18 protein-coding genes and 1 tRNA gene are annotated in these 20,241 nt (G+C 55.0%); all 19 read right to left on the bottom strand.

What is annotated here, in order from left to right; genetic code table 11:
* Nucleotides 1-1,094 (bottom strand): elongation factor Tu (gene tuf / locus AB5Y97_RS19720; protein ID WP_368158822.1); only part of this gene is annotated, 1,094 nt, incomplete at its 3' end.
* Nucleotides 1,095-1,148: 54 nt separating this feature from the next.
* Nucleotides 1,149-3,254 (bottom strand): elongation factor G, encoded by a 2,106-nt coding sequence (fusA, locus tag AB5Y97_RS19715; RefSeq protein WP_021229318.1) that lies wholly within the window; start codon nucleotides 3,252-3,254, stop codon nucleotides 1,149-1,151.
* A gap of 75 nt (nucleotides 3,255-3,329) precedes the next feature.
* A complete protein-coding gene (gene rpsG / locus AB5Y97_RS19710; protein WP_005339911.1) occupies nucleotides 3,330-3,800 on the bottom strand; it encodes a 30S ribosomal protein S7 in 471 nt (156 codons plus the stop codon).
* 93 nt (nucleotides 3,801-3,893) lie between these two features.
* Nucleotides 3,894-4,268, bottom strand: coding sequence for a 30S ribosomal protein S12 (rpsL, locus tag AB5Y97_RS19705; RefSeq protein WP_005306278.1), 375 nt, complete (start codon nucleotides 4,266-4,268; stop codon nucleotides 3,894-3,896).
* A 182-nt stretch (nucleotides 4,269-4,450) separates the two neighbouring features.
* Entirely contained in the window at nucleotides 4,451-4,729 is a 279-nt protein-coding gene (gene tusB / locus AB5Y97_RS19700; protein WP_058056195.1) for a sulfurtransferase complex subunit TusB, read from the bottom strand.
* Nucleotides 4,730-4,736: 7 nt separating this feature from the next.
* Nucleotides 4,737-5,096, bottom strand: coding sequence for a sulfurtransferase complex subunit TusC (tusC, locus tag AB5Y97_RS19695; protein WP_005341830.1), 360 nt, complete (start codon nucleotides 5,094-5,096; stop codon nucleotides 4,737-4,739).
* A gap of 8 nt (nucleotides 5,097-5,104) precedes the next feature.
* On the bottom strand, nucleotides 5,105-5,497 hold the full coding sequence (tusD, locus tag AB5Y97_RS19690; protein WP_042054810.1) for a sulfurtransferase complex subunit TusD: 393 nt from the start codon (nucleotides 5,495-5,497) through the stop codon (nucleotides 5,105-5,107).
* Between the two features lie 84 nt (nucleotides 5,498-5,581).
* A complete protein-coding gene (locus AB5Y97_RS19685) occupies nucleotides 5,582-5,962 on the bottom strand; it encodes a RidA family protein (protein WP_005339904.1) in 381 nt (126 codons plus the stop codon).
* Nucleotides 5,963-5,986: 24 nt separating this feature from the next.
* The gene (locus AB5Y97_RS19680; protein ID WP_368158826.1) at nucleotides 5,987-6,703 is read right to left on the bottom strand and encodes a transcriptional regulator; all 717 of its coding nucleotides are present in this window, start codon (nucleotides 6,701-6,703) and stop codon (nucleotides 5,987-5,989) included.
* A gap of 194 nt (nucleotides 6,704-6,897) precedes the next feature.
* Nucleotides 6,898-11,202 (bottom strand): DNA-directed RNA polymerase subunit beta', encoded by a 4,305-nt coding sequence (gene rpoC / locus AB5Y97_RS19675; protein ID WP_236272036.1) that lies wholly within the window; start codon nucleotides 11,200-11,202, stop codon nucleotides 6,898-6,900.
* Nucleotides 11,203-11,282: 80 nt separating this feature from the next.
* On the bottom strand, nucleotides 11,283-15,311 hold the full coding sequence (gene rpoB / locus AB5Y97_RS19670) for a DNA-directed RNA polymerase subunit beta (protein ID WP_005339897.1): 4,029 nt from the start codon (nucleotides 15,309-15,311) through the stop codon (nucleotides 11,283-11,285).
* 224 nt (nucleotides 15,312-15,535) lie between these two features.
* Nucleotides 15,536-15,901: a 50S ribosomal protein L7/L12 gene (gene rplL, locus AB5Y97_RS19665; RefSeq protein ID WP_005306304.1), complete on the bottom strand. Its 366-nt coding sequence runs from the start codon at nucleotides 15,899-15,901 to the stop codon at nucleotides 15,536-15,538.
* Between the two features lie 51 nt (nucleotides 15,902-15,952).
* Nucleotides 15,953-16,453 carry a 50S ribosomal protein L10 gene (gene rplJ / locus AB5Y97_RS19660; RefSeq protein WP_005339895.1) on the bottom strand — a complete coding sequence of 167 codons (501 nt, stop codon included), beginning with the start codon at nucleotides 16,451-16,453 and terminating at the stop codon, nucleotides 15,953-15,955.
* A gap of 256 nt (nucleotides 16,454-16,709) precedes the next feature.
* Nucleotides 16,710-17,411, bottom strand: a complete 702-nt coding sequence (rplA, locus tag AB5Y97_RS19655) for a 50S ribosomal protein L1 (protein WP_005339888.1) — start codon at nucleotides 17,409-17,411, stop codon at nucleotides 16,710-16,712.
* Nucleotides 17,412-17,415: 4 nt separating this feature from the next.
* The gene (rplK, locus tag AB5Y97_RS19650) at nucleotides 17,416-17,844 is read right to left on the bottom strand and encodes a 50S ribosomal protein L11 (RefSeq protein WP_005339887.1); all 429 of its coding nucleotides are present in this window, start codon (nucleotides 17,842-17,844) and stop codon (nucleotides 17,416-17,418) included.
* A gap of 134 nt (nucleotides 17,845-17,978) precedes the next feature.
* Complete coding sequence (gene nusG, locus AB5Y97_RS19645) at nucleotides 17,979-18,530, bottom strand: transcription termination/antitermination protein NusG (protein ID WP_005306318.1); 552 nt, start codon at nucleotides 18,528-18,530, stop codon at nucleotides 17,979-17,981.
* A gap of 9 nt (nucleotides 18,531-18,539) precedes the next feature.
* Nucleotides 18,540-18,911 carry a preprotein translocase subunit SecE gene (secE, locus tag AB5Y97_RS19640; protein ID WP_005306322.1) on the bottom strand — a complete coding sequence of 124 codons (372 nt, stop codon included), beginning with the start codon at nucleotides 18,909-18,911 and terminating at the stop codon, nucleotides 18,540-18,542.
* A 60-nt stretch (nucleotides 18,912-18,971) separates the two neighbouring features.
* A tRNA-Trp gene (locus AB5Y97_RS19635) sits at nucleotides 18,972-19,048 on the bottom strand.
* Nucleotides 19,049-19,101: 53 nt separating this feature from the next.
* A partial coding sequence (tuf, locus tag AB5Y97_RS19630) for an elongation factor Tu (RefSeq protein ID WP_368158824.1) occupies nucleotides 19,102-20,241 on the bottom strand: 1,140 nt, incomplete at its 5' end.

Here is a 20,241-nt window from a genome sequence, read left to right as displayed (position 1 = left end):
GCAATCAGGGTAACAACCATTTTGATGTTGTCGCCCGGCATTACCATCTCTACGCCTTCCGGCAGTTCGATGGTACCGGTCACGTCGGTAGTACGGAAGTAGAACTGCGGACGGTAGCCTTTGAAGAACGGGGTATGACGACCACCTTCTTCTTTGGACAGTACGTATACTTCAGATTCGAACTTGGTGTGCGGCTTGATAGAACCCGGCTTGGCCAGTACCTGACCACGCTCTACGTCTTCACGCTTAACACCACGCAGCAGCGCGCCGATGTTCTCACCTGCACGACCTTCGTCCAGCAGTTTGCGGAACATTTCAACACCGGTACAGGTGGTAGAAACGGTATCTTTGATACCAACGATTTCTACAGTCTCACCTACTTTAACGATACCGCGCTCTACACGACCGGTAACTACAGTACCACGGCCAGCGATAGAGAATACGTCTTCGATAGGCATCAGGAACGGCTGGTCAATCGCGCGCTCCGGCTCCGGGATATAGGTATCCAGGTGGCCAGCCAGCTCGATGATCTTCTCTTCCCACTGAGCGTCGCCTTCCAGCGCTTTCAGTGCAGAACCACGAACTACCGGCAGGTCATCACCCGGGAAGTCGTACTCGGTCAGCAGTTCACGAACTTCCATCTCGACCAGTTCGAGCAGCTCTTCGTCATCAACCATGTCACACTTGTTCATGAACACGATCATGTACGGGATACCAACCTGACGACCCAGCAGGATGTGCTCACGAGTCTGCGGCATCGGGCCGTCAGTCGCTGCTACTACCAGGATCGCGCCGTCCATCTGGGCAGCACCGGTGATCATGTTTTTAACGTAGTCGGCGTGACCCGGGCAATCTACGTGGGCGTAGTGACGGGTAGCGGTGTCGTATTCTACGTGGGAGGTGTTGATGGTGATACCACGCTCACGCTCTTCCGGTGCCTTGTCGATCTGGTCGAAGGCGAAAGCTTTACCACCGAAGTGCTTGGCCAGCACGTTGGTGATAGCTGCAGTCAGGGTGGTTTTACCGTGGTCAACGTGGCCGATGGTACCGACGTTTACGTGCGGTTTATTACGCTCAAATTTTTCTTTAGACACGACGTAGTCCTTCTAGGTTAAACCCGCCTACCGTCGTAGGCGGGGAATCTTAAATTACTTGGATTTGCGCTCTTCGATCACAGCTTGTGCAACGTTGGTCGGTGCATCGTGATACTTGGCGAATTCCATGGCGTAGGAAGCACGACCCTGGGTAGCGGAACGCAGTGCAGTTGCATAACCGAACATTTCGGCCAGCGGCACCAGAGCACGAACGATCTTGCCGGACGGGCCATCTTCCATACCTTCGATCAGGCCACGACGACGGTTCAGGTCACCGATAACGTCGCCCATGTAATCTTCCGGAGTTTCAACTTCTACTTTCATGATCGGTTCGAGCAGAACCGGGTTGGCTTTCATGAAGCCAGCCTTAAAGGCCATGGAAGCAGCGATTTTGAACGCCAGTTCGGAAGAGTCGACATCGTGGTAAGAACCGAAGTGCAGACGCACACCCAGATCCATAACCGGGTAACCAGCCAGCGGACCAGATTTGAGCTGCTCACGGATACCTTTATCAACACCCGGGATGAATTCACCAGGAATGACACCACCTTTGATGTCGTTGACGAATTCGTAGGCTTTGCCTTCTTCCAGCGGGTACATGTCGATAACAACATGACCGTACTGACCGCGACCACCAGACTGCTTGGCATGCTTGCCTTCGATGTCTTTAACGGTGGTACGGATGGTTTCACGGTAGGCAACCTGCGGCTTACCTACGTTGGCTTCAACCTTGAACTCGCGACGCATACGGTCAACGATGATGTCCAGGTGCAGCTCACCCATACCAGCGATGATGGTTTGACCTGACTCTTCGTCAGTCCATACGCGGAAGGACGGATCTTCCTGAGCCAGACGGCCCAGTGCCAGACCCATCTTCTCTTGGTCAGCCTTGGTTTTCGGCTCAACAGCGATAGAAATTACCGGCTCTGGGAATTCCATACGCTCGAGGATGATCGGTGCGTTCGGGTCACACAGGGTGTCACCAGTGGTCACGTCTTTCAGACCGATAGCAGCAGCAATGTCACCAGCGCGTACTTCTTTGATCTCTTCACGCTTGTTGGCATGCATCTGAACGATACGGCCAAAACGCTCGCGCTTGTCCTTGACGGAGTTCAGCACGGTGTCACCGGAGTTGATCACGCCAGAGTAGACACGGAAGAAGGTCAGGTTACCAACGAACGGGTCGGTAGCGATCTTGAACGCCAGAGCAGAGAACGGCTCGTCATCAGAAGCGTGACGCTCGTCTTTGGTCTCGCCGTCCATTTTCAGGCCGTCGATAGCAGCAACGTCGGTCGGAGCCGGCAGGTACTCGATCACGGCATCCAGCATGGCCTGTACGCCCTTGTTCTTGAACGCGGAGCCACAGGTTACCAGGATGATTTCGTTGTTCAGCACGCGCTGACGCAGAGCACCTTTGATCTCTTCCTCGGTCAGCTCTTCGCCGCCCAGGTATTTTTCCATCAGGTCTTCAGACGCTTCAGCAGCGGCTTCAACCAGATTCATGCGCATTTCTTGCGCCTGTTCCAGCAACTCGGCCGGGACGTCTTCGTAATCGAAGGATACGCCCTGATCAGCTTCATTCCAGTTGATGGCTTTCATCTTGACCAGGTCAACAACGCCCTTGAAGTTCTCTTCAGAGCCGATGTTCAGCTGAAGGGGAACCGGAGTACCTTTCAGACGGGTCTTGATGTGCTCAACGCAGCGCAGGAAGTTGGCGCCGGTACGGTCCATCTTGTTGACGAACGCGATACGGGGAACCTTGTACTTGTTAGCCTGACGCCATACGGTTTCAGACTGTGGCTGTACGCCACCTACGGCACAGTACACCATCACGGCACCGTCCAGAACACGCATTGAACGCTCTACTTCGATAGTAAAGTCAACGTGGCCCGGGGTATCGATGATGTTGATACGGTGCGGTTGGAACTGTTTACCCATACCGGACCAGAAAGCGGTGGTCGCGGCGGAGGTGATTGTGATACCACGCTCTTGTTCCTGTTCCATCCAGTCCATGGTGGCAGCGCCATCGTGAACTTCACCGATCTTGTGACTTACACCGGTGTAAAACAGTACGCGCTCGGTAGTAGTAGTCTTACCGGCGTCAATGTGAGCGGAGATACCGATGTTACGATAACGCTCAATGGGGGTTGTACGAGCCATTGTCATCCTCTTACTAAGGCGCTTGTCCCTAGATAATTAAAGGTGCGCAGAGTCAAAAGACCCTGCGCAAGCGGATTACCAGCGGAAGTGAGCGAAGGCTTTGTTCGCTTCAGCCATACGGTGAACGTCTTCACGTTTCTTGACAGACGAACCCTTATTGTCAGCGGCATCCAGCAGCTCGCCAGCCAGACGCTGAGCCATTGATTTTTCACCACGTTTACGAGCGGCATCAACCAACCAGCGCATTGCCAGGGCATTGCGACGTACCGGACGAACTTCTACCGGCACCTGATAGGTTGCACCACCGACGCGACGAGATTTAACCTCGACCGCCGGACGAATGTTATCCAGAGCTTCTTCGAATACGGCCAGGTGCTCTTTGCCAGATTTGGTGGCAATGATGTCCAGGGCGCCATAAACAATGGCTTCTGCAACAGATTTCTTACCGTCAACCATTACTACGTTGACAAATTTAGCCAGCAGCTCTGATCCGAACTTGGGATCTGGCAGGATTTTACGCTGACCAACAACACGACGTCTTGGCATTTCAAATTCTCCGTAACTTCAGGGATTACCCAAAACTAGAAAGCTATCTAACTAGAAACGAATTAACGTTTGGCCTTACTTAACGGAGAACCATTAAGCTTTAGGACGCTTCACGCCATACTTGGAGCGAGCCTGCTTACGGTCTTTAACACCGGCACAGTCCAACGCACCACGAACGGTGTGATAACGAACACCTGGCAAGTCTTTTACACGACCGCCACGGATCAGAACAACAGAGTGCTCTTGCAGGTTGTGACCTTCACCACCGATGTAGGAGGTGACTTCGAAGCCGTTGGTCAGACGTACACGGCACACTTTACGCAGTGCAGAGTTAGGCTTCTTCGGGGTGGTGGTATATACACGAGTGCATACGCCACGCTTCTGAGGGCACGCTTCCAGCGCCGGCACGTTGCTTTTCACAACGAGCTTGATGCGTGGCTTGCGAACCAACTGGTTAATAGTTGCCATCAAAAGGCTCCTGATAATGACTTCATAAACGTGTGGAAAATCCTCCCCGCAGATACGGGGACGCGAAATTTTATGCCCTGTTGTCTGGGGAGTCAAGATTTATACAATTTGCGTCACAAAAGGGCAATTCGGATCCGTTTGAATTCACGACATCATCTTGAATTTTCTTGGAAATGTGCTTCTCAGCCACCCCAGGTGCGCGGGGAACCTTTTTGCGCAATCAGTGCCACCAGATCCGCCATATCGAGCACATTGCCCACCCGATGCTGCAAACCGCGAGCTTGCAGATCTTCCTGCATCACATAAAGCGGGATACCCGCCAGCCGCGCGCTCCACTGGGGAGCCGATGCCGCAATCACGGCATCCTGCATCAGTACCAGCTCATCCTCGGGCTGAAGGTATGAGAGCGCTTCTGCCAGAGCCTGACTCTGAAAGGGAGAGTTCAATATCAGATGCAACATGGAGACCTCAAAAGCTGATGTGAGTCGAACACTGTGCCCAGCGCCGAGCCAGTTCCTGGCGCGGCAGACTCTCGACGGGGATCAGCAGATCATCCACTGTCACGCCACGCTCTGCCAGCGAGTCAGCACAAACATAGACCTCTTCGATGTCGTAGAGTTCCAGCATTTTGAAGGTGGGCGCGTAGTGGCGCTGCAAAATGGCGGCAGGCTGCTGTTCCTTGAGCAGCTGCAGCACGCCGTCCCCAATCAGGAAGAGCGCCAGCTCATCGGTCATGGCCGAGGTGGCCAACAAGGCATCCAGTCCTTCCCGGCCAGCAGCATGGCCATGGGGACCACGACTGCATATAAAGGCGATTTTCTTGCTCATGACTCCCCCTAGAACTGAACCAGTCGATCGGCGGTGAGCGCAGCCTCGGCCAACTGACCCAGACCGCTCAGACAAAATGGTGCTTGCAGATTGAAGTGTACCTGCCCTGCCCCCTTGGCTTCCTGTTCATCGAGCACACCGCGTCGCATGGCGGCGGCGACGCAGACGTCGATACGGATCCCCTGCTCTGCTGCCAGCTCTCGCCACAGACGCACCAGGTCAGTCTCATCGGATGCTGGCAGATGCAGACCGTTGCCGTTGCAGACCCCATCCTGATAGAAGAACAGGTGGGACAAGGTATGCCCCTGTGCCAACAAGGTGCGGGCAAAACGATAGGCGGTGCTGGCCGACTGGGTGCCATAGGCGGGCCCCGTGACCAGAATGGCAAAACTCAGACTCATAGCAGGACTCCTGTGCTGACCCGGTCCATTTTACGCCAAAAACAAAAAAGCCCCTGCCAGGAGGGGCTTGATTCAATCTGTTGATCAGAGATGGGCAATCGCCTCGACCTCGACCAGCACATCTTTCGGCAGACGAGCCACCTCCACGCAGGAGCGGGCTGGCGCCGCATCGCCAAAGTAGCGGGCATAGACCTGGTTGAAGGCAACGAAGTTGTTCATGTCGCTCAGGAAGCAGGTGGTTTTGACCACTTTGCTGGCATCGGCACCGGCAGCGTGCAACACGGCAACCAGGTTCTTCATCACCCGTTCGGCCTGCTCTTCAATGCCGCCAGCCACGATTTCCATGGTGGCAGGATCGAGCGGGATCTGCCCGGAGGTGAAGATCATCTCGCCAACCTTGGTAGCCTGAACATACGGACCAATCGCGGCAGGCGCCTTGTCGGTTGCAATCACTTCTTTAGCCATTCATCTATCCCCTTCTGGAATGAGTTACTCGTTCTCGTCTTCACCCTGCTTGCGCTGTCGGATGTAAAGATAAACGGTATGTTTTGAAATATTGAGTTTGTCCGCCACCAGATTGATCGAATCCTTGATATCGAAAATGCCCTTCTCGAACAGCTGGGTCACGATGAAGCGGTTCTTGGCATTGTTGGCCACGGTGGGATCGCGATTGATCTCGTCGATGGTGTTATCCACCGTCTGGGCAACCAGCTCTTCCACGCTGTTGGCGAAGGTCTCTGGTGACTGACGCGCCGCCTGCTGGGGCGTCGGGAAAAATTCGGCCACGAACTCGTGGAAAGGCGCATTGATGTGCAGATTGATGCAGATAAGCCCCACTACTTGCCGCTCGCTGTTGCGAATGGCGATGGTGCTCGACTTCATCAGCGCGCCGGTACGGCTGCGAGCGAAATAGCTCTGGGTGTAATCCTGGCCGGTGCTCTCGATATCCTTGAGCATGCGCAGGGCGAGATCGGTGATGGGCGCCCCGAGGGTGCGTCCGGTATTGAAGCCGTTGGCGATCTTGATCACCGACTCGTGCAGATTTTCCAGGGAGTGGAGTACCACTTCACAATGCTTGCCGAACAGCTCGGCCAAGCCATCGATGAGCCCATCGGATGAGCGCAACAATTCCCTGTCTTCATCTGTAAAAGTGCGGCTGATCAGCTGTTCTTCGGGAAGCATGGCTTCCTCGATACCGACAGTCATGTTCTACCCCTGTAATAACCATTCAACTTTCCCGAGTTTTAAATTGCAGGGGAGTAAAGTCAACTTTTTTTGATTTTTTACTCTACAACTTTGCTCTGGATCATCCTGAAACCCGCGCTGCGTCTACCTTTGCCGAGGAATTGGCCAACAAAAAGGGCTCCTTGAAGGAGCCCTTTTCAATCACGGATGACGAGTTACTCTTCGTCGAAGCTACCGGCTGCGTTCAGCAGATCCGCCAGGTTCTGCTCCGCTTCATCAGCGGTCACCTGCGGGGTACCAACAGCACGAGCTGCGGCGGCACGCTGGTTGATCCGGCTATGGTGGTAGGCAAAGCCGGTACCAGCCGGGATCAGACGACCCACGATGACGTTCTCTTTCAGACCACGCAGTTCATCACGCTTGCCACCTACGGCGGCTTCGGTCAGAACGCGAGTGGTTTCCTGGAAGGAAGCCGCGGAGATGAAGGACTCGGTGCTCAGAGATGCCTTGGTAATACCCATCAGTACATGACGGTAGGTCGCAGGGGTCTTGCCCTCGGCAACCAGCTTACGGTTGGCAATCTTCACACGAGCAACTTCAACCTGTTCGCCTTCGATCAGATCAGTATCGCCAGCGCTCAGGATCTCACACTTGCGCAGCATCTGACGAACGATGACTTCGATGTGCTTGTCGTTGATCTTAACGCCTTGCAGACGGTAAACGTCCTGCACTTCGTTGGCGATGTAGTTGGCGACCGGGCTGATACCGCGCAGACGCAGGATGTCGTGAGCAGACTCAGGACCGTCCGCCAGCACTTCACCCTTCTCAACTTTTTCACCTTCGAACACGTTCAGGTTACGCCACTTCGGAATCATCTCTTCGTAGACGTTGCCACCATCGGTCGGGGTGATGACCAGACGGCGTTTGCCCTTGGTCTCTTTCCCGAAGGAGATGGTACCGGAGATCTCGGCCAGAATTGCCGGTTCCTTCGGTTGACGTGCTTCGAACAGATCCGCAACGCGCGGCAGACCACCGGTGATATCCTTGGTACCGCCGGACTCTTGCGGGATACGCGCTACCGCGTCACCCACGCCCACGTTGGCACCATCTTCCAAGTTCACGATCGCCTTGCCCGGCAGGAAGTACTGGGCAGCTACATCGGTACCCGGGATCATCACGTCTTTGCCGTTCAGGTCGACCAGTTTAACGGTCGGACGCATCTCTTTACCGGCGCTCGGACGCTCGTTGACATCCAGTACGACGATAGAAGAGAGACCGGTCAGCTCGTCGGTCTGACGAGTGATGGTCACACCATCGATCATGTGTTCGAACTGCAGGCGACCTGCCACTTCGGTGATGATCGGGTGGGTGTGCGGATCCCAGTTGGCAACGGTCTCGCCAGCACTCACGGCCTGGCCGTCCTTCACTTCCAGCACGGAACCGTAAGGCAGCTTGTGGCTTTCCTTGGTACGGCCCATGTCGTCCATGATGGTCAGTTCGGTAGAACGTGAGGTGATAACCAGTTTGTCATCGCTGTTGTGAACGAACTTGGCGTTCTGCAGCTTGATGGTACCTGTGTTCTTGACCTGGATGCTGCTTTCAGCAGCGGCACGAGATGCAGCACCACCGATGTGGAAAGTACGCATCGTCAGCTGGGTACCCGGTTCACCGATGGACTGGGCGGCGATAACACCGACAGCCTCACCCTTGTTAACCAGGTGACCACGGGCCAGATCACGGCCGTAGCAGTGAGCACAGTTACCGAAGTCGGTTTCACAGGTGATGGCAGAACGTACCTTCACACGGTCAACGGAGTTACGCTCCAGCAGGTCACACAGCTGCTCGTCGAGCAGGGTGTTGCGAGCAACCAGGATCTCGTCCTCGGTACCCGGCTTGATGACATCTTCTGCCACCACACGACCCAGCACGCGCTCACGCAGCGGCTCGACCACGTCGCCACCTTCGATCAGCGGAGTCATCCACAGACCGTCGGTAGTGCCGCAATCGTCCTCGGTGATCACCATGTCTTGCGCCACGTCTACCAGACGACGAGTCAGGTAACCGGAGTTCGCAGTCTTCAGTGCGGTATCCGCCAGACCCTTACGAGCACCGTGAGTAGAGATAAAGTACTGCAGTACGTTCAGACCTTCGCGGAAGTTCGCGATGATCGGGGTCTCGATGATGGAGCCATCCGGCTTGGCCATCAGGCCACGCATACCGGCCAGCTGACGGATCTGGGCGGCGGAACCACGCGCACCAGAGTCGGCCATCATAAAGATGCTGTTGAACGAGGCCTGCTCTTCTTCTTCACCCAGCGAGTTAACGTTACGCTCTTTGGACAAGTTCTCCATCATGGCCTTGGAGACGCGCTCGTTGGCGCTGGCCCAGATATCGATAACCTTGTTGTAACGCTCGCCCGCAGTTACCAGACCTGACAGGAACTGGTCCTGGATCTCGGCAACTTCGGCTTCGGCTGCTGCGATGATGTCTTTCTTGGCATCCGGGATGACCATGTCATCGATACCAACGGAAGCACCGGACAGGGCCGCGTAGTGGAAACCGGTATACATCAGCTGGTCAGCGAAGATAACGGTGTCCTTCAGGCCCTGCTTGCGATAGCAGGTGTTCAGCAGACGGGAGATGAGCTTTTTGCCCAGCGCCTTGTTGGATACGCACTTGATCCAGTTCTGCGGATTGGCATCCAGATCAGCCTGTTCTGCAGCAGTCAGCACCTTCGGCTCGTCGATCAGGGCGTATTCCATGCCTTTCGGCAGGATCAGGCTCAGGATCGCACGACCAACGGTGGTGTTCTTCATCTCGGTGTGTTCACGCAGAGAACCGTCTTCCTGACGCAGGTATTCGGTAATGCGTACTTTCACACGAGCATGCAGATCGGCCAGACCGGCGCGATATACTTTCTCGGCTTCTTTCGGGCCGGCCAGCACCATACCTTCGCCTTTGGCGTTGATACGGGCACGGGTCATGTAGTACAGACCCAAGACCACGTCCTGAGAAGGAACGATGATTGGCTCACCGGAGGCAGGCGACAGGATGTTGTTGGTAGACATCATCAGCGCACGCGCTTCCAGCTGGGCTTCCAGGGTCAGCGGTACGTGGACCGCCATCTGGTCACCATCGAAGTCCGCGTTATACGCAGCACAAACCAGCGGGTGCAGCTGGATTGCCTTGCCTTCGACCAGAGTCGGTTCGAATGCCTGGATACCCAGACGGTGCAGAGTCGGTGCACGGTTCAGCAGAACCGGGTGTTCGCGGATCACTTCGTCCAGGATATCCCAAACGACAGCTTCCTCACGCTCCACCATCTTCTTGGCGGCCTTGATAGTGGTCGCCAGACCGCGGGTTTCCAGCTTGCCATAGATGAACGGCTTGAACAGTTCCAGCGCCATCTTCTTCGGCAGACCGCACTGATGCAGACGCAGAGTCGGGCCTACGGTGATAACGGAACGACCGGAGTAGTCGACACGCTTACCGAGCAGGTTCTGACGGAAACGACCCTGCTTACCCTTGATCATGTCGGCCAGGGATTTCAGCGGGCGCTTGTTGGAACCGGTGATGGCACGACCGCGACGGCCGTTATCCAGCAGTGCATCGACGGACTCTTGCAGCATGCGCTTTTCGTTGCGCACGATGATGTCCGGAGCAGCCAGATCCAGCAGACGCTTCAAGCGGTTGTTACGGTTGATCACGCGACGGTACAGATCGTTCAGATCGGAAGTCGCGAAACGGCCACCGTCCAGCGGTACCAGCGGACGCAGGTCCGGCGGCAGCACAGGCAGCACTGTCATGATCATCCACTCCGGCTTGTTGCCGGACTGCAGGAAAGCTTCCATCAGCTTCAGACGCTTGGTGGTCTTCTTGCGCTTGGTCTCGGAGTTGGTCTGATCCAGCTCCTCACGCATCGCTTTGACTTCACCTTCCAGATCGATGGCGCGCAGCAATGCCAGGATTGCTTCGGCACCCATCTTGGCGTCAAATTCGTCGCCCCACTCTTCCAGCGCATCCAGGTACTGCTCTTCAGAGAGCATCTGGCTGCGTTCGAGGTTGGTCATGCCCGGCTCGATAACTACGAAAGATTCGAAGTAGAGCACGCGTTCGATGTCGCGCAGGGTCATGTCCAGCAGCAGACCGATACGGGACGGCAGGGACTTCAGGAACCAGATGTGGGCAGTCGGGCTGGCCAGCTCGATGTGGCCCATACGCTCACGACGGACCTTGGTCTGGGTCACTTCAACGCCGCACTTCTCACAGATCACACCACGGTGTTTCAGGCGCTTGTACTTGCCGCACAGACACTCGTAGTCCTTCACCGGTCCGAAGATACGGGCGCAGAACAGACCATCACGCTCCGGCTTGAAAGTCCGGTAGTTGATGGTCTCAGGCTTTTTGACCTCACCGAATGACCAGGAGCGGATCATGTCAGGAGAGGCCAGACCGATCTTGATACTGTCAAACTCTTCGGTCTTGGTCTGAGCCTTCAAAAACTTGAGTAAGTCTTTCACGTGTTTCCCCTGTCAGGAGTCTAACCTCGGCGCCCCTCTCGGGGCGCCCACGTCAATTCTCGAACAATAAGAGCGAGCTCTTACTCTTCGTCCAGCTCGATGTTGATACCCAGAGAGCGGATTTCCTTCAGCAATACGTTGAAGGATTCGGGCATGCCCGGCTCCATACGGTGGTCGCCATCCACGATGTTCTTGTACATCTTGGTACGGCCATTCACATCGTCAGACTTGACGGTCAGCATCTCCTGCAGGGTATATGCCGCACCGTAAGCCTCCAGGGCCCACACTTCCATCTCACCGAAACGCTGACCACCGAACTGAGCCTTACCACCCAGCGGCTGCTGGGTAACCAGGCTGTAAGAACCGGTAGAACGCGCGTGCATCTTGTCGTCGACCAGGTGGTTCAGCTTGAGCATGTACATGTAACCAACGGTTACTTTACGCTCGAAGCGGTTACCGGTACGGCCGTCGAACAGATCAATCTGACCGGACTCCGGCAGATCGGCCAGCTTCAGCAGGGCTTTGATTTCGCGCTCTTTGGCACCATCAAAGACCGGAGTAGCAACCGGCAGACCCTTACGCAGGTTACCCACCAGGGTACGTACGTCGTCGTCAGACAGTTCGGCGATGTTCACTTGCTGGGTGTCCTTCTCGCCCAGGTCGTAGACCTGCTGCAGGAAGTTGCGCATCTCGTGCAGCTCGCGCTGCTCTTTGACCATGCGATCGATCTTCTCGCCGATACCCTTGGCCGCAAGGCCCAGGTGAACTTCGAGGATCTGACCGATGTTCATACGGGATGGTACGCCCAACGGGTTCAGTACGATGTCGACCGGACGGCCGAACTCGTCATGAGGCATATCCTCGACCGGACAGATCTTGGAGATAACACCCTTGTTACCGTGACGGCCCGCCATCTTGTCACCCGGCTGGATGCGACGCTTGACTGCCAGATAAACCTTGACGATTTTCAGTACGCCCGGCGCCAGATCATCACCCTGGATAATCTTGCGACGCTTGTTCTCGAATTTCTTGTCGAACTCGGCTTTCAGCTCAACGTGCTGTTCAGCGATCTGTTCCAGTTCGGTCTGCTTGCCTTCGTCTTCGATGGCCAGTTCAAACCACTTGGAGCGATCGAGCTTGTTCAGACGATCTTCGCTGTAACCGGCGGCCAGCAGCAGGTTGCGGGAGCGGCCGAAAATGCCGTCTTCCAGGATCTTGAACTCTTCGGTCAAGTCCTTCTTCGCTTCCTTCAGCTGCATCTCTTCGATTTCTTTGGCGCGCTTGTCTTTTTCCACGCCATCGCGGGTAAAGACTTGCACGTCAACCACGGTACCGTACACACCGTTCGGTACACGCAGGGAGGAGTCCTTCACGTCGGACGCCTTCTCACCGAAGATGGCGCGCAGCAGCTTCTCTTCCGGCGTCAGCTGGGTTTCACCTTTCGGCGTTACCTTACCGACCAGAATGTCGCCGCCCTTCACTTCGGCACCCACGTAGACGATACCGGACTCGTCCAGCTTGGACAGAGCGGCTTCACCCACGTTCGGGATGTCAGCAGTGATCTCTTCCGGACCCAGCTTGGTGTCACGGGAGATACAGGCCAGTTCCTGGATATGGATGGTGGTCAGGCGATCTTCCTGAACAACACGCTCGTTCACCAGGATCGAGTCTTCGAAGTTGTAACCGTTCCACGGCATGAACGCTACGCGCATGTTCTGACCCAGCGCCAGTTCACCCAGATCGGTGGACGGGCCGTCCGCCAGTACGTCGCCAGCCATGACCGGCTCACCCAACATCACGCAAGGACGCTGGTTGATACAGGTGTTCTGGTTGGAACGGGTGTACTTGGTCAGGTTGTAGATGTCGATACCGGCTTCGCCTGGCATCAGCTCATCTTCATTGACCTTCAGGACGATACGGGAGGCATCGACATAGTCGATTACGCCACCACGCTTGGCCACTACGGTTACACCGGAGTCAACGGCCACAGCGCGTTCCATACCGGTACCTACCAGCGGCTTGTCAGCACGCAGAGTCGGTACAGCCTGACGTTGCATGTTTGAACCCATCAATGCGCGGTTCGCGTCATCGTGTTCCAGGAACGGGATCAGAGCGGCTGCCACAGATACGATCTGCTGCGGGCTCACGTCCATATACTGGATCTGGTCGGCGTTCATAAAGGTGGATTCACCTTTGTGACGGCACGGGATCAATTCATCTTTCAGACGGCCATCTTCGGTGGTCGCGGCGTTAGCCTGTGCGATCACGTACTTGCCTTCTTCAATAGCAGACAGGTAGTCCACTTCGTCGGTGATCACACCGTCAATGACCTTACGGTACGGGGTCTCGAGGAAACCGTACTCGTTGGTACGAGAGTACACGGACAGAGAGTTGATCAGACCGATGTTCGGACCTTCAGGAGTCTCGATAGGGCACAGACGACCGTAGTGAGTCGGGTGTACGTCTCGGACTTCAAAGCCGGCACGCTCACGAGTCAAACCGCCCGGGCCCAGCGCGGAAATACGACGCTTGTGGGTCACTTCGGACAGCGGGTTGTTCTGGTCCATAAACTGGGACAGCTGGCTGGAACCAAAGAACTCTTTGACTGCGGCGGAGATCGGCTTGGCGTTGATCAGATCCTGCGGCATCAGGGTGTCCAGGTCGCCCAGGGAGAGACGCTCCTTGACCGCACGCTCGACACGTACCAGACCGACGCGGAACTGGTTTTCAGCCATTTCACCGACAGAACGGATACGACGGTTACCCAAGTGGTCAATATCATCCACTTCGTCGTTACCGTTACGGATGTCGATCAGGCGCTTCATCACATCGACGATGTCGTCTTTGGTCAGTACACCCGCGCCAGTCTCGTCTTCACGACCCAGACGGCGGTTGAACTTCATCCGACCTACGGTAGACAGGTCGTAACGCTCGGCGGAGAAGAACAGGTTTTCGAACAGCTGTTCTGCAGCTTCGCGAGTAGGCGGCTCGCCCGGACGCATCATGCGATAGATCTCGACCAGCGCTTCCAAACGGTTAGAGCTGGAGTCGACACGCAGGGTCTCGGACATGTAAGCACCGTGATCCAGTTCGTTGGTGAACAGAACCTCGAAATGCTTGAAGCCGGCCTGGGACAGGTTGGCGATCGCTTCCAGGCTCAGTGCCTGGTTGGCGGTCACGACCATCTCGCCAGTTTGCGGATGTGCGTAGTCCTTGGCAGCAACTTTGCCAACAACATACTCAACCGGTACCTCAATCTGGGTAACGGCGTCTTTTTCCAACTGACGGATGTGACGCGCAGTCACACGACGACCGGTCTCAACCACCACGGCGCCATTGGCCACGATGTCAAAGGTCGCAGTTTCACCACGCAGACGCTCCGGCACCAGATCCATCATCAACTTGCCATCTTTTACTTCAAAACCGATGGTCTCGAAGAAGGTGGCTAGGATTTGTTCGGAAGTGAAGTCCAGGGCGCGCAGAATAATGGATGCTGGCAGTTTGCGACGACGGTCGATACGGACAAACAGGTTGTCTTTCGCATCAAACTCGAAGTCCAGCCAGGAGCCACGGTAGGGGATAACGCGAGCGTTATACAGTACCTTACCGGATGAATGAGTTTTGCCTTTATCGTGGTCGAAGAAGACGCCCGGGCTGCGGTGCAGCTGGGAGACGATAACCCGCTCGGTACCATTGATAACAAAGGTGCCGTTCTCGGTCATGAGCGGAATTTCGCCCATGTATACTTCTTGTTCCTTGATGTCTTTGACGGTGCCGGCAGCTGCTTCACGGTCGTACAGAACCATACGAAGCTTGACACGCAGCGGCGCGGAGTAGGTCACTCCACGGATCTGGCATTCTTTTACGTCAAATACCGGCTCACCCAGGCGATAGCTGACATACTGAAGCTCAGCACTACCGGAGTAACTGGTGATCGGGAAAACGCTACGGAAAGCGGCCTCTAGGCCATATTCACCTTCCGGGTCAGCCTCGATGAACTGCTTGAAGGAGTCCAGCTGAATGGACAACAGATAAGGCGTGTCCAGTACCTGGTCTCGCTTACCGAAGTCCTTACGAATGCGTTTTTTTTCGGTATAAGAGTAAACCATAGGGTTCCTCAGCTCGCTGATAAGTGACCCACTCTGTCCCGCGGGACAGCTCTGTCTCAACACCGTTTTGTGTTGGCCCGGACGAAAGAAGACAGTCCGGATTGCTGGTGCACCGAGAGTCGTAAACGGTGTGAAATGCTCTCAGTCTACAGCGCAAAAAGGCTGGTGAACAAAAATTCACCAGCCCTAGCCTGTTTTATCAGGCTAATCTACATAAATGCAGATTATTTGATCTCAACAGAAGCACCGGCAGCTTCCAGCTCTTTCTTCAGAGCTTCAGCTTCGTCCTTGGACACGCCTTCCTTCAGGTTAGCCGGAGCAGCTTCTACCAGATCTTTGGCTTCTTTCAGGCCCAGACCGGTAGCGCCACGAACGGCTTTGATAACGGCAACTTTGTTGGCGCCAGCAGCAGTCAGAACTACGTCGAACTCGGTCTTCTCTTCTACTGCTTCAGCAGCAGCCGGGCCAGCCATTACGGCAGCAGCGGCAGAAACACCGAACTTCTCTTCCATAGCTTCGATCAGCTCAACAACTTCCATTACGGACATGGAAGCAACGGCTTCGATGATTTGGTCTTTAGTGATAGACATGACAAAAATTCCTGATGTTGAATAAACTCAAACAGCCTAAATAGGCGAGAATCAAGCAGCAGCTTGTTTCTGGTCGCGAACAGCAGCGATAGTACGAACCAGCTTGCCAGCAGAGGCTTCTTTCATAGTCGCCATCAACTTCGCAATTGCTTCTTCGTAAGTCGGCAGCGTGGCCAGACGATCAATTTGTGCTGCGGCGATAAACTCACCGTTAAAAGCGCCAGCCTTGATTTCGAACTTTTGGTTCGCTTTGGCAAACTCTTTGAACAGACGAGCAGCAGCGCCCGGGTGTTCGTTAGAGAAAGCAATCAAGGTAGGACCGGTAAATGCGTCGTTCAGGCACTCGTATTCGGTACCTTCTACCGCGCGACGCAGCAGGGTGTTACGCACAACGCGCATGTACACACCGGCTTCACGAGCGGTTTTACGCAGGACGGTCATCTTGTCTACAGTTACACCGCGAGAATCGGCAACAACTGCAGAAAGAGCGCCTTTGGCAGCTTCGTTGACTTCAGCAACAATTGCCTTTTTGTCTTCGAGTCCCAATGCCATTGGCTTAACTCCTGGATTGAATCCGGGTCTATTGACCCAGTACTGACACATCCCCCCTACCTTTACAACAGAGGGGAACGATGCGGTAGCAGGATTCCAGAAGAGAAAGAATCTTTCTCGCTGGGTTTCCGGCACCGTCTACGCAGGAAACATTAAGGCTTTGCAGCCTCCTGCGGTCTTGGACGGAGGTCGAAACCCCCAACCAATCAAGGCGCAAAATTATAGATTAAATTTTGCGCCTTGTAAAACCCATCAATTAGGCCTGAGCTTCCAGAGAAGCTTGGTCTACGGCAACACCGGCACCCATGGTGGTGGAGATGCTGACTTTCTTGATGAATTGACCTTTGGCGGAAGAGGGCTTGCCTTTTTTCAGGGCAACCAGCAGAGCTTCCAAGTTTTCTTTCAGCTGAACTTCGTTGAAAGAAACCTTACCCAGAGTGGTATGGATGATACCATTCTTGTCGTTACGGTAACGAACCTGACCAGCCTTGGCGTTCTTGACAGCTTCGGCAACGTTAGGAGTTACAGTACCAACTTTCGGGTTCGGCATCAGGCCGCGCGGGCCCAGGATTTGACCCAGTTGACCAACAACGCGCATGGCATCCGGGGATGCGATAACTACGTCGAAGTTCATCTCGCCTTTCTTAACCAGATCGGCCAGGTCATCCATACCTACCAGGTCAGCACCGGCAGCTTTAGCAGCTTCGGCGTTGGCACCTTGGGTAAATACGGCAACGCGTACATCACGACCGGTACCGTGCGGCAGTACAGTAGCACCACGTACGTTCTGGTCAGATTTACGAGCGTCGATACCCAGGTTGACAGCAACGTCAACGCTTTCAACGAACTTGGCGGTAGCCAGTTCTTTCAGCAGGGCAATGGCTTCGTTGATGGAGTACTCTTTGGTACCGTCAACTTTTTCGCGAATAACGCGCATACGCTTGGAAAGTTTAGCCATTGTCTTAATCCTCCACTACCAGACCCATGGAACGAGCGGAGCCTGCGATGCAACGTACTTTTGCATCCAGATCGGCACCAGTCATATCCGGCTCTTTGGTCTTGGCGATTTCTTGCAGCTGGGCAACGGTCACCTTACCAACCTTGTCTTTGTTCGGCTTGGAAGAACCAGACTTGATGCCAGCAGCTTTCTTCAGCAGGAAGGAAGCAGGCGGAGTCTTGGTTTCGAAGGTGAAGGAACGGTCGCTGTAAACGGTGATCACGACCGGAGTCGGTGAACCTTTTTCCAGCTTCTCTGTACGAGCGTTGAACGCCTTACAGAATTCCATGATGTTAACACCGTGTTGACCCAGTGCAGGACCAACGGGAGGAGACGGGTTGGCTGCACCAGCAGCAACCTGCAGCTTGATATAAGCTGTGACTTTCTTAGCCATTAGGAAAATACCTCAAAAATGGGTTCTAGCGCCTCGGAGACTTGCTCCTGCAAACGGCTCCCCAACTAATAAAGGGGCAGCGAATTATAGAGATATTAGCTGCCCCTGACAACCGTTAAACGTACAGAATTCAATCAGCCCTTTTCGACCTGACCAAAATCCAGTTCAACAGGAGTAGAACGACCGAAGATCAGTACAGAGACCTTCACGCGGCTCTTCTCATAATCGACCTCTTCAACGGTACCGTTGAAGTCGGCAAACGGACCATCGGCAACCCGCACCATTTCACCCGGTTCAAACAGGGTTTTCGGACGCGGCTTGTCGTGGGCATCCTGCAGACGGTTCAGGATGGCATCGGCCTCTTTGTCGGAGATCGGTGCCGGACGGTCGGAAGTACCGCCGATGAAGCCCATGACGCGCGGTACGTTACGCACCAGGTGCCATGTGGTTTCATCCATGATCATCTGGACCAGGACATAACCCGGGAAAAACTTGCGCTCACTCTTGCGCTTCTGGCCAGCACGCATCTCGACCACTTCTTCGGTCGGGACCAGTACTTCACCGAACATGTCTTCCATGCCATGCATCTTGATATGTTCACGCAGGGACTTGGCTACACGGCCTTCATAGCCGGAAAAAGCCTGCACGACATACCATCTCATACGTTGTTCACGTTGTTCAGTCATGGCTTATCCTTACACACCGGTAATCAGGTTGACCAACCAGACCAAGGCACCGTCCAGAACGAACAGCAGCAGCCCCATCACGGCGGTCACCGCCAGCACAATCAGGGTTGTCTGAATGGCTTCCTGACGGGTCGGCCATACGACCTTGCGGACTTCCAGGCGAGACTCACGGGCGAATGCCAGTGTTGCCTTTCCCTTGGTGGTTTGCAGGGCTACTGCACCAGCAGCAGCAATGACAACGACCACACCCAAGGCGCGGACGGCAGCGACAACATCGTTGAGCAGGTAATTACCCACTACAGCGGCCGCCAGGATAATGAAAACCAGGCCCCAAAGCAGGGTATCCTTGCTTCCGCCCTGGCTCTCAGAACTAACACTCATACAACCCACCTGTATCTGACGTAACCAAAGACACAAAAGCCCCGTACGAGACGAGGTATATGGCAGGGGCGGCAGGACTCGAACCCGCAACCATCGGTTTTGGAGACCGCTGTTCTACCAATTCGAACTACGCCCCTACACAAGAAAGCCCCTATTATAGGGGCTTTGCTTTATTTATGTAAGCCAAAGATTAAGCGATAACTTTAGCTACAACACCAGCACCTACGGTACGGCCACCTTCACGGATAGCGAAACGCAGGCCGTCGTCCATTGCGATCGGCGCAATCAGGGTAACAACCATTTTGATGTTGTCGCCCGGCATTACCATCTCTACGCCTTCCGGCAGTTCGATGGTACCGGTCACGTCGGTAGTACGGAAGTAGAACTGCGGACGGTAGCCTTTGAAGAACGGGGTATGACGACCACCTTCTTCTTTGGACAGTACGTATACTTCAGATTCGAACTTGGTGTGCGGCTTGATAGAACCCGGCTTGGCCAGTACCTGACCACGCTCTACGTCTTCACGCTTAACACCACGCAGCAGCGCGCCGATGTTCTCACCTGCACGACCTTCGTCCAGCAGTTTGCGGAACATTTCAACACCGGTACAGGTGGTAGAAACGGTATCTTTGATACCAACGATTTCTACAGTCTCACCTACTTTAACGATACCGCGCTCTACACGACCGGTAACTACAGTACCACGGCCAGCGATAGAGAATACGTCTTCGATAGGCATCAGGAACGGCTGGTCAATCGCGCGCTCCGGCTCCGGGATATAGGTATCCAGGTGGCCAGCCAGCTCGATGATCTTCTCTTCCCACTGAGCGTCGCCTTCCAGCGCTTTCAGTGCAGAACCACGAACTACCGGCAGGTCATCACCCGGGAAGTCGTACTCGGTCAGCAGTTCACGAACTTCCATCTCGACCAGTTCGAGCAGCTCTTCGTCATCAACCATGTCACACTTGTTCATGAACACGATCATGTACGGGATACCAACCTGACGACCCAGCAGGATGTGCTCACGAGTCTGCGGCATCGGGCCGTCAGTCGCTGCTACTACCAGGATCGCGCCGTCCATCTGGGCAGCACCGGTGATCATGTTTTTAACGTAGTCGGCGTGACCCGGGCAATCTACGTGGGCGTAGTGACGGGTAGCGGTGTCGTATTCTACGTGGGAGGTGTTGATGGTGATACCACGCTCACGCTCTTCCGGTGCCTTGTCGATCTGGTCGAAGGCGAAAGCTTTACCACCGAAGTGCTTGGCCAGCACGTTGGTGATAGCTGCAGTCAGGGTGGTTTTACCGTGGTCAACGTGGCCGATGGTACC

Source organism: Aeromonas sp. R10-2 (assembly GCF_040908445.1).
GTDB lineage: Bacteria > Pseudomonadota > Gammaproteobacteria > Enterobacterales > Aeromonadaceae > Aeromonas > Aeromonas veronii.
The sequence above is the reverse complement of the archived record's forward strand: the minus strand, read 5'-3'. Positions and strand labels throughout refer to the sequence as shown.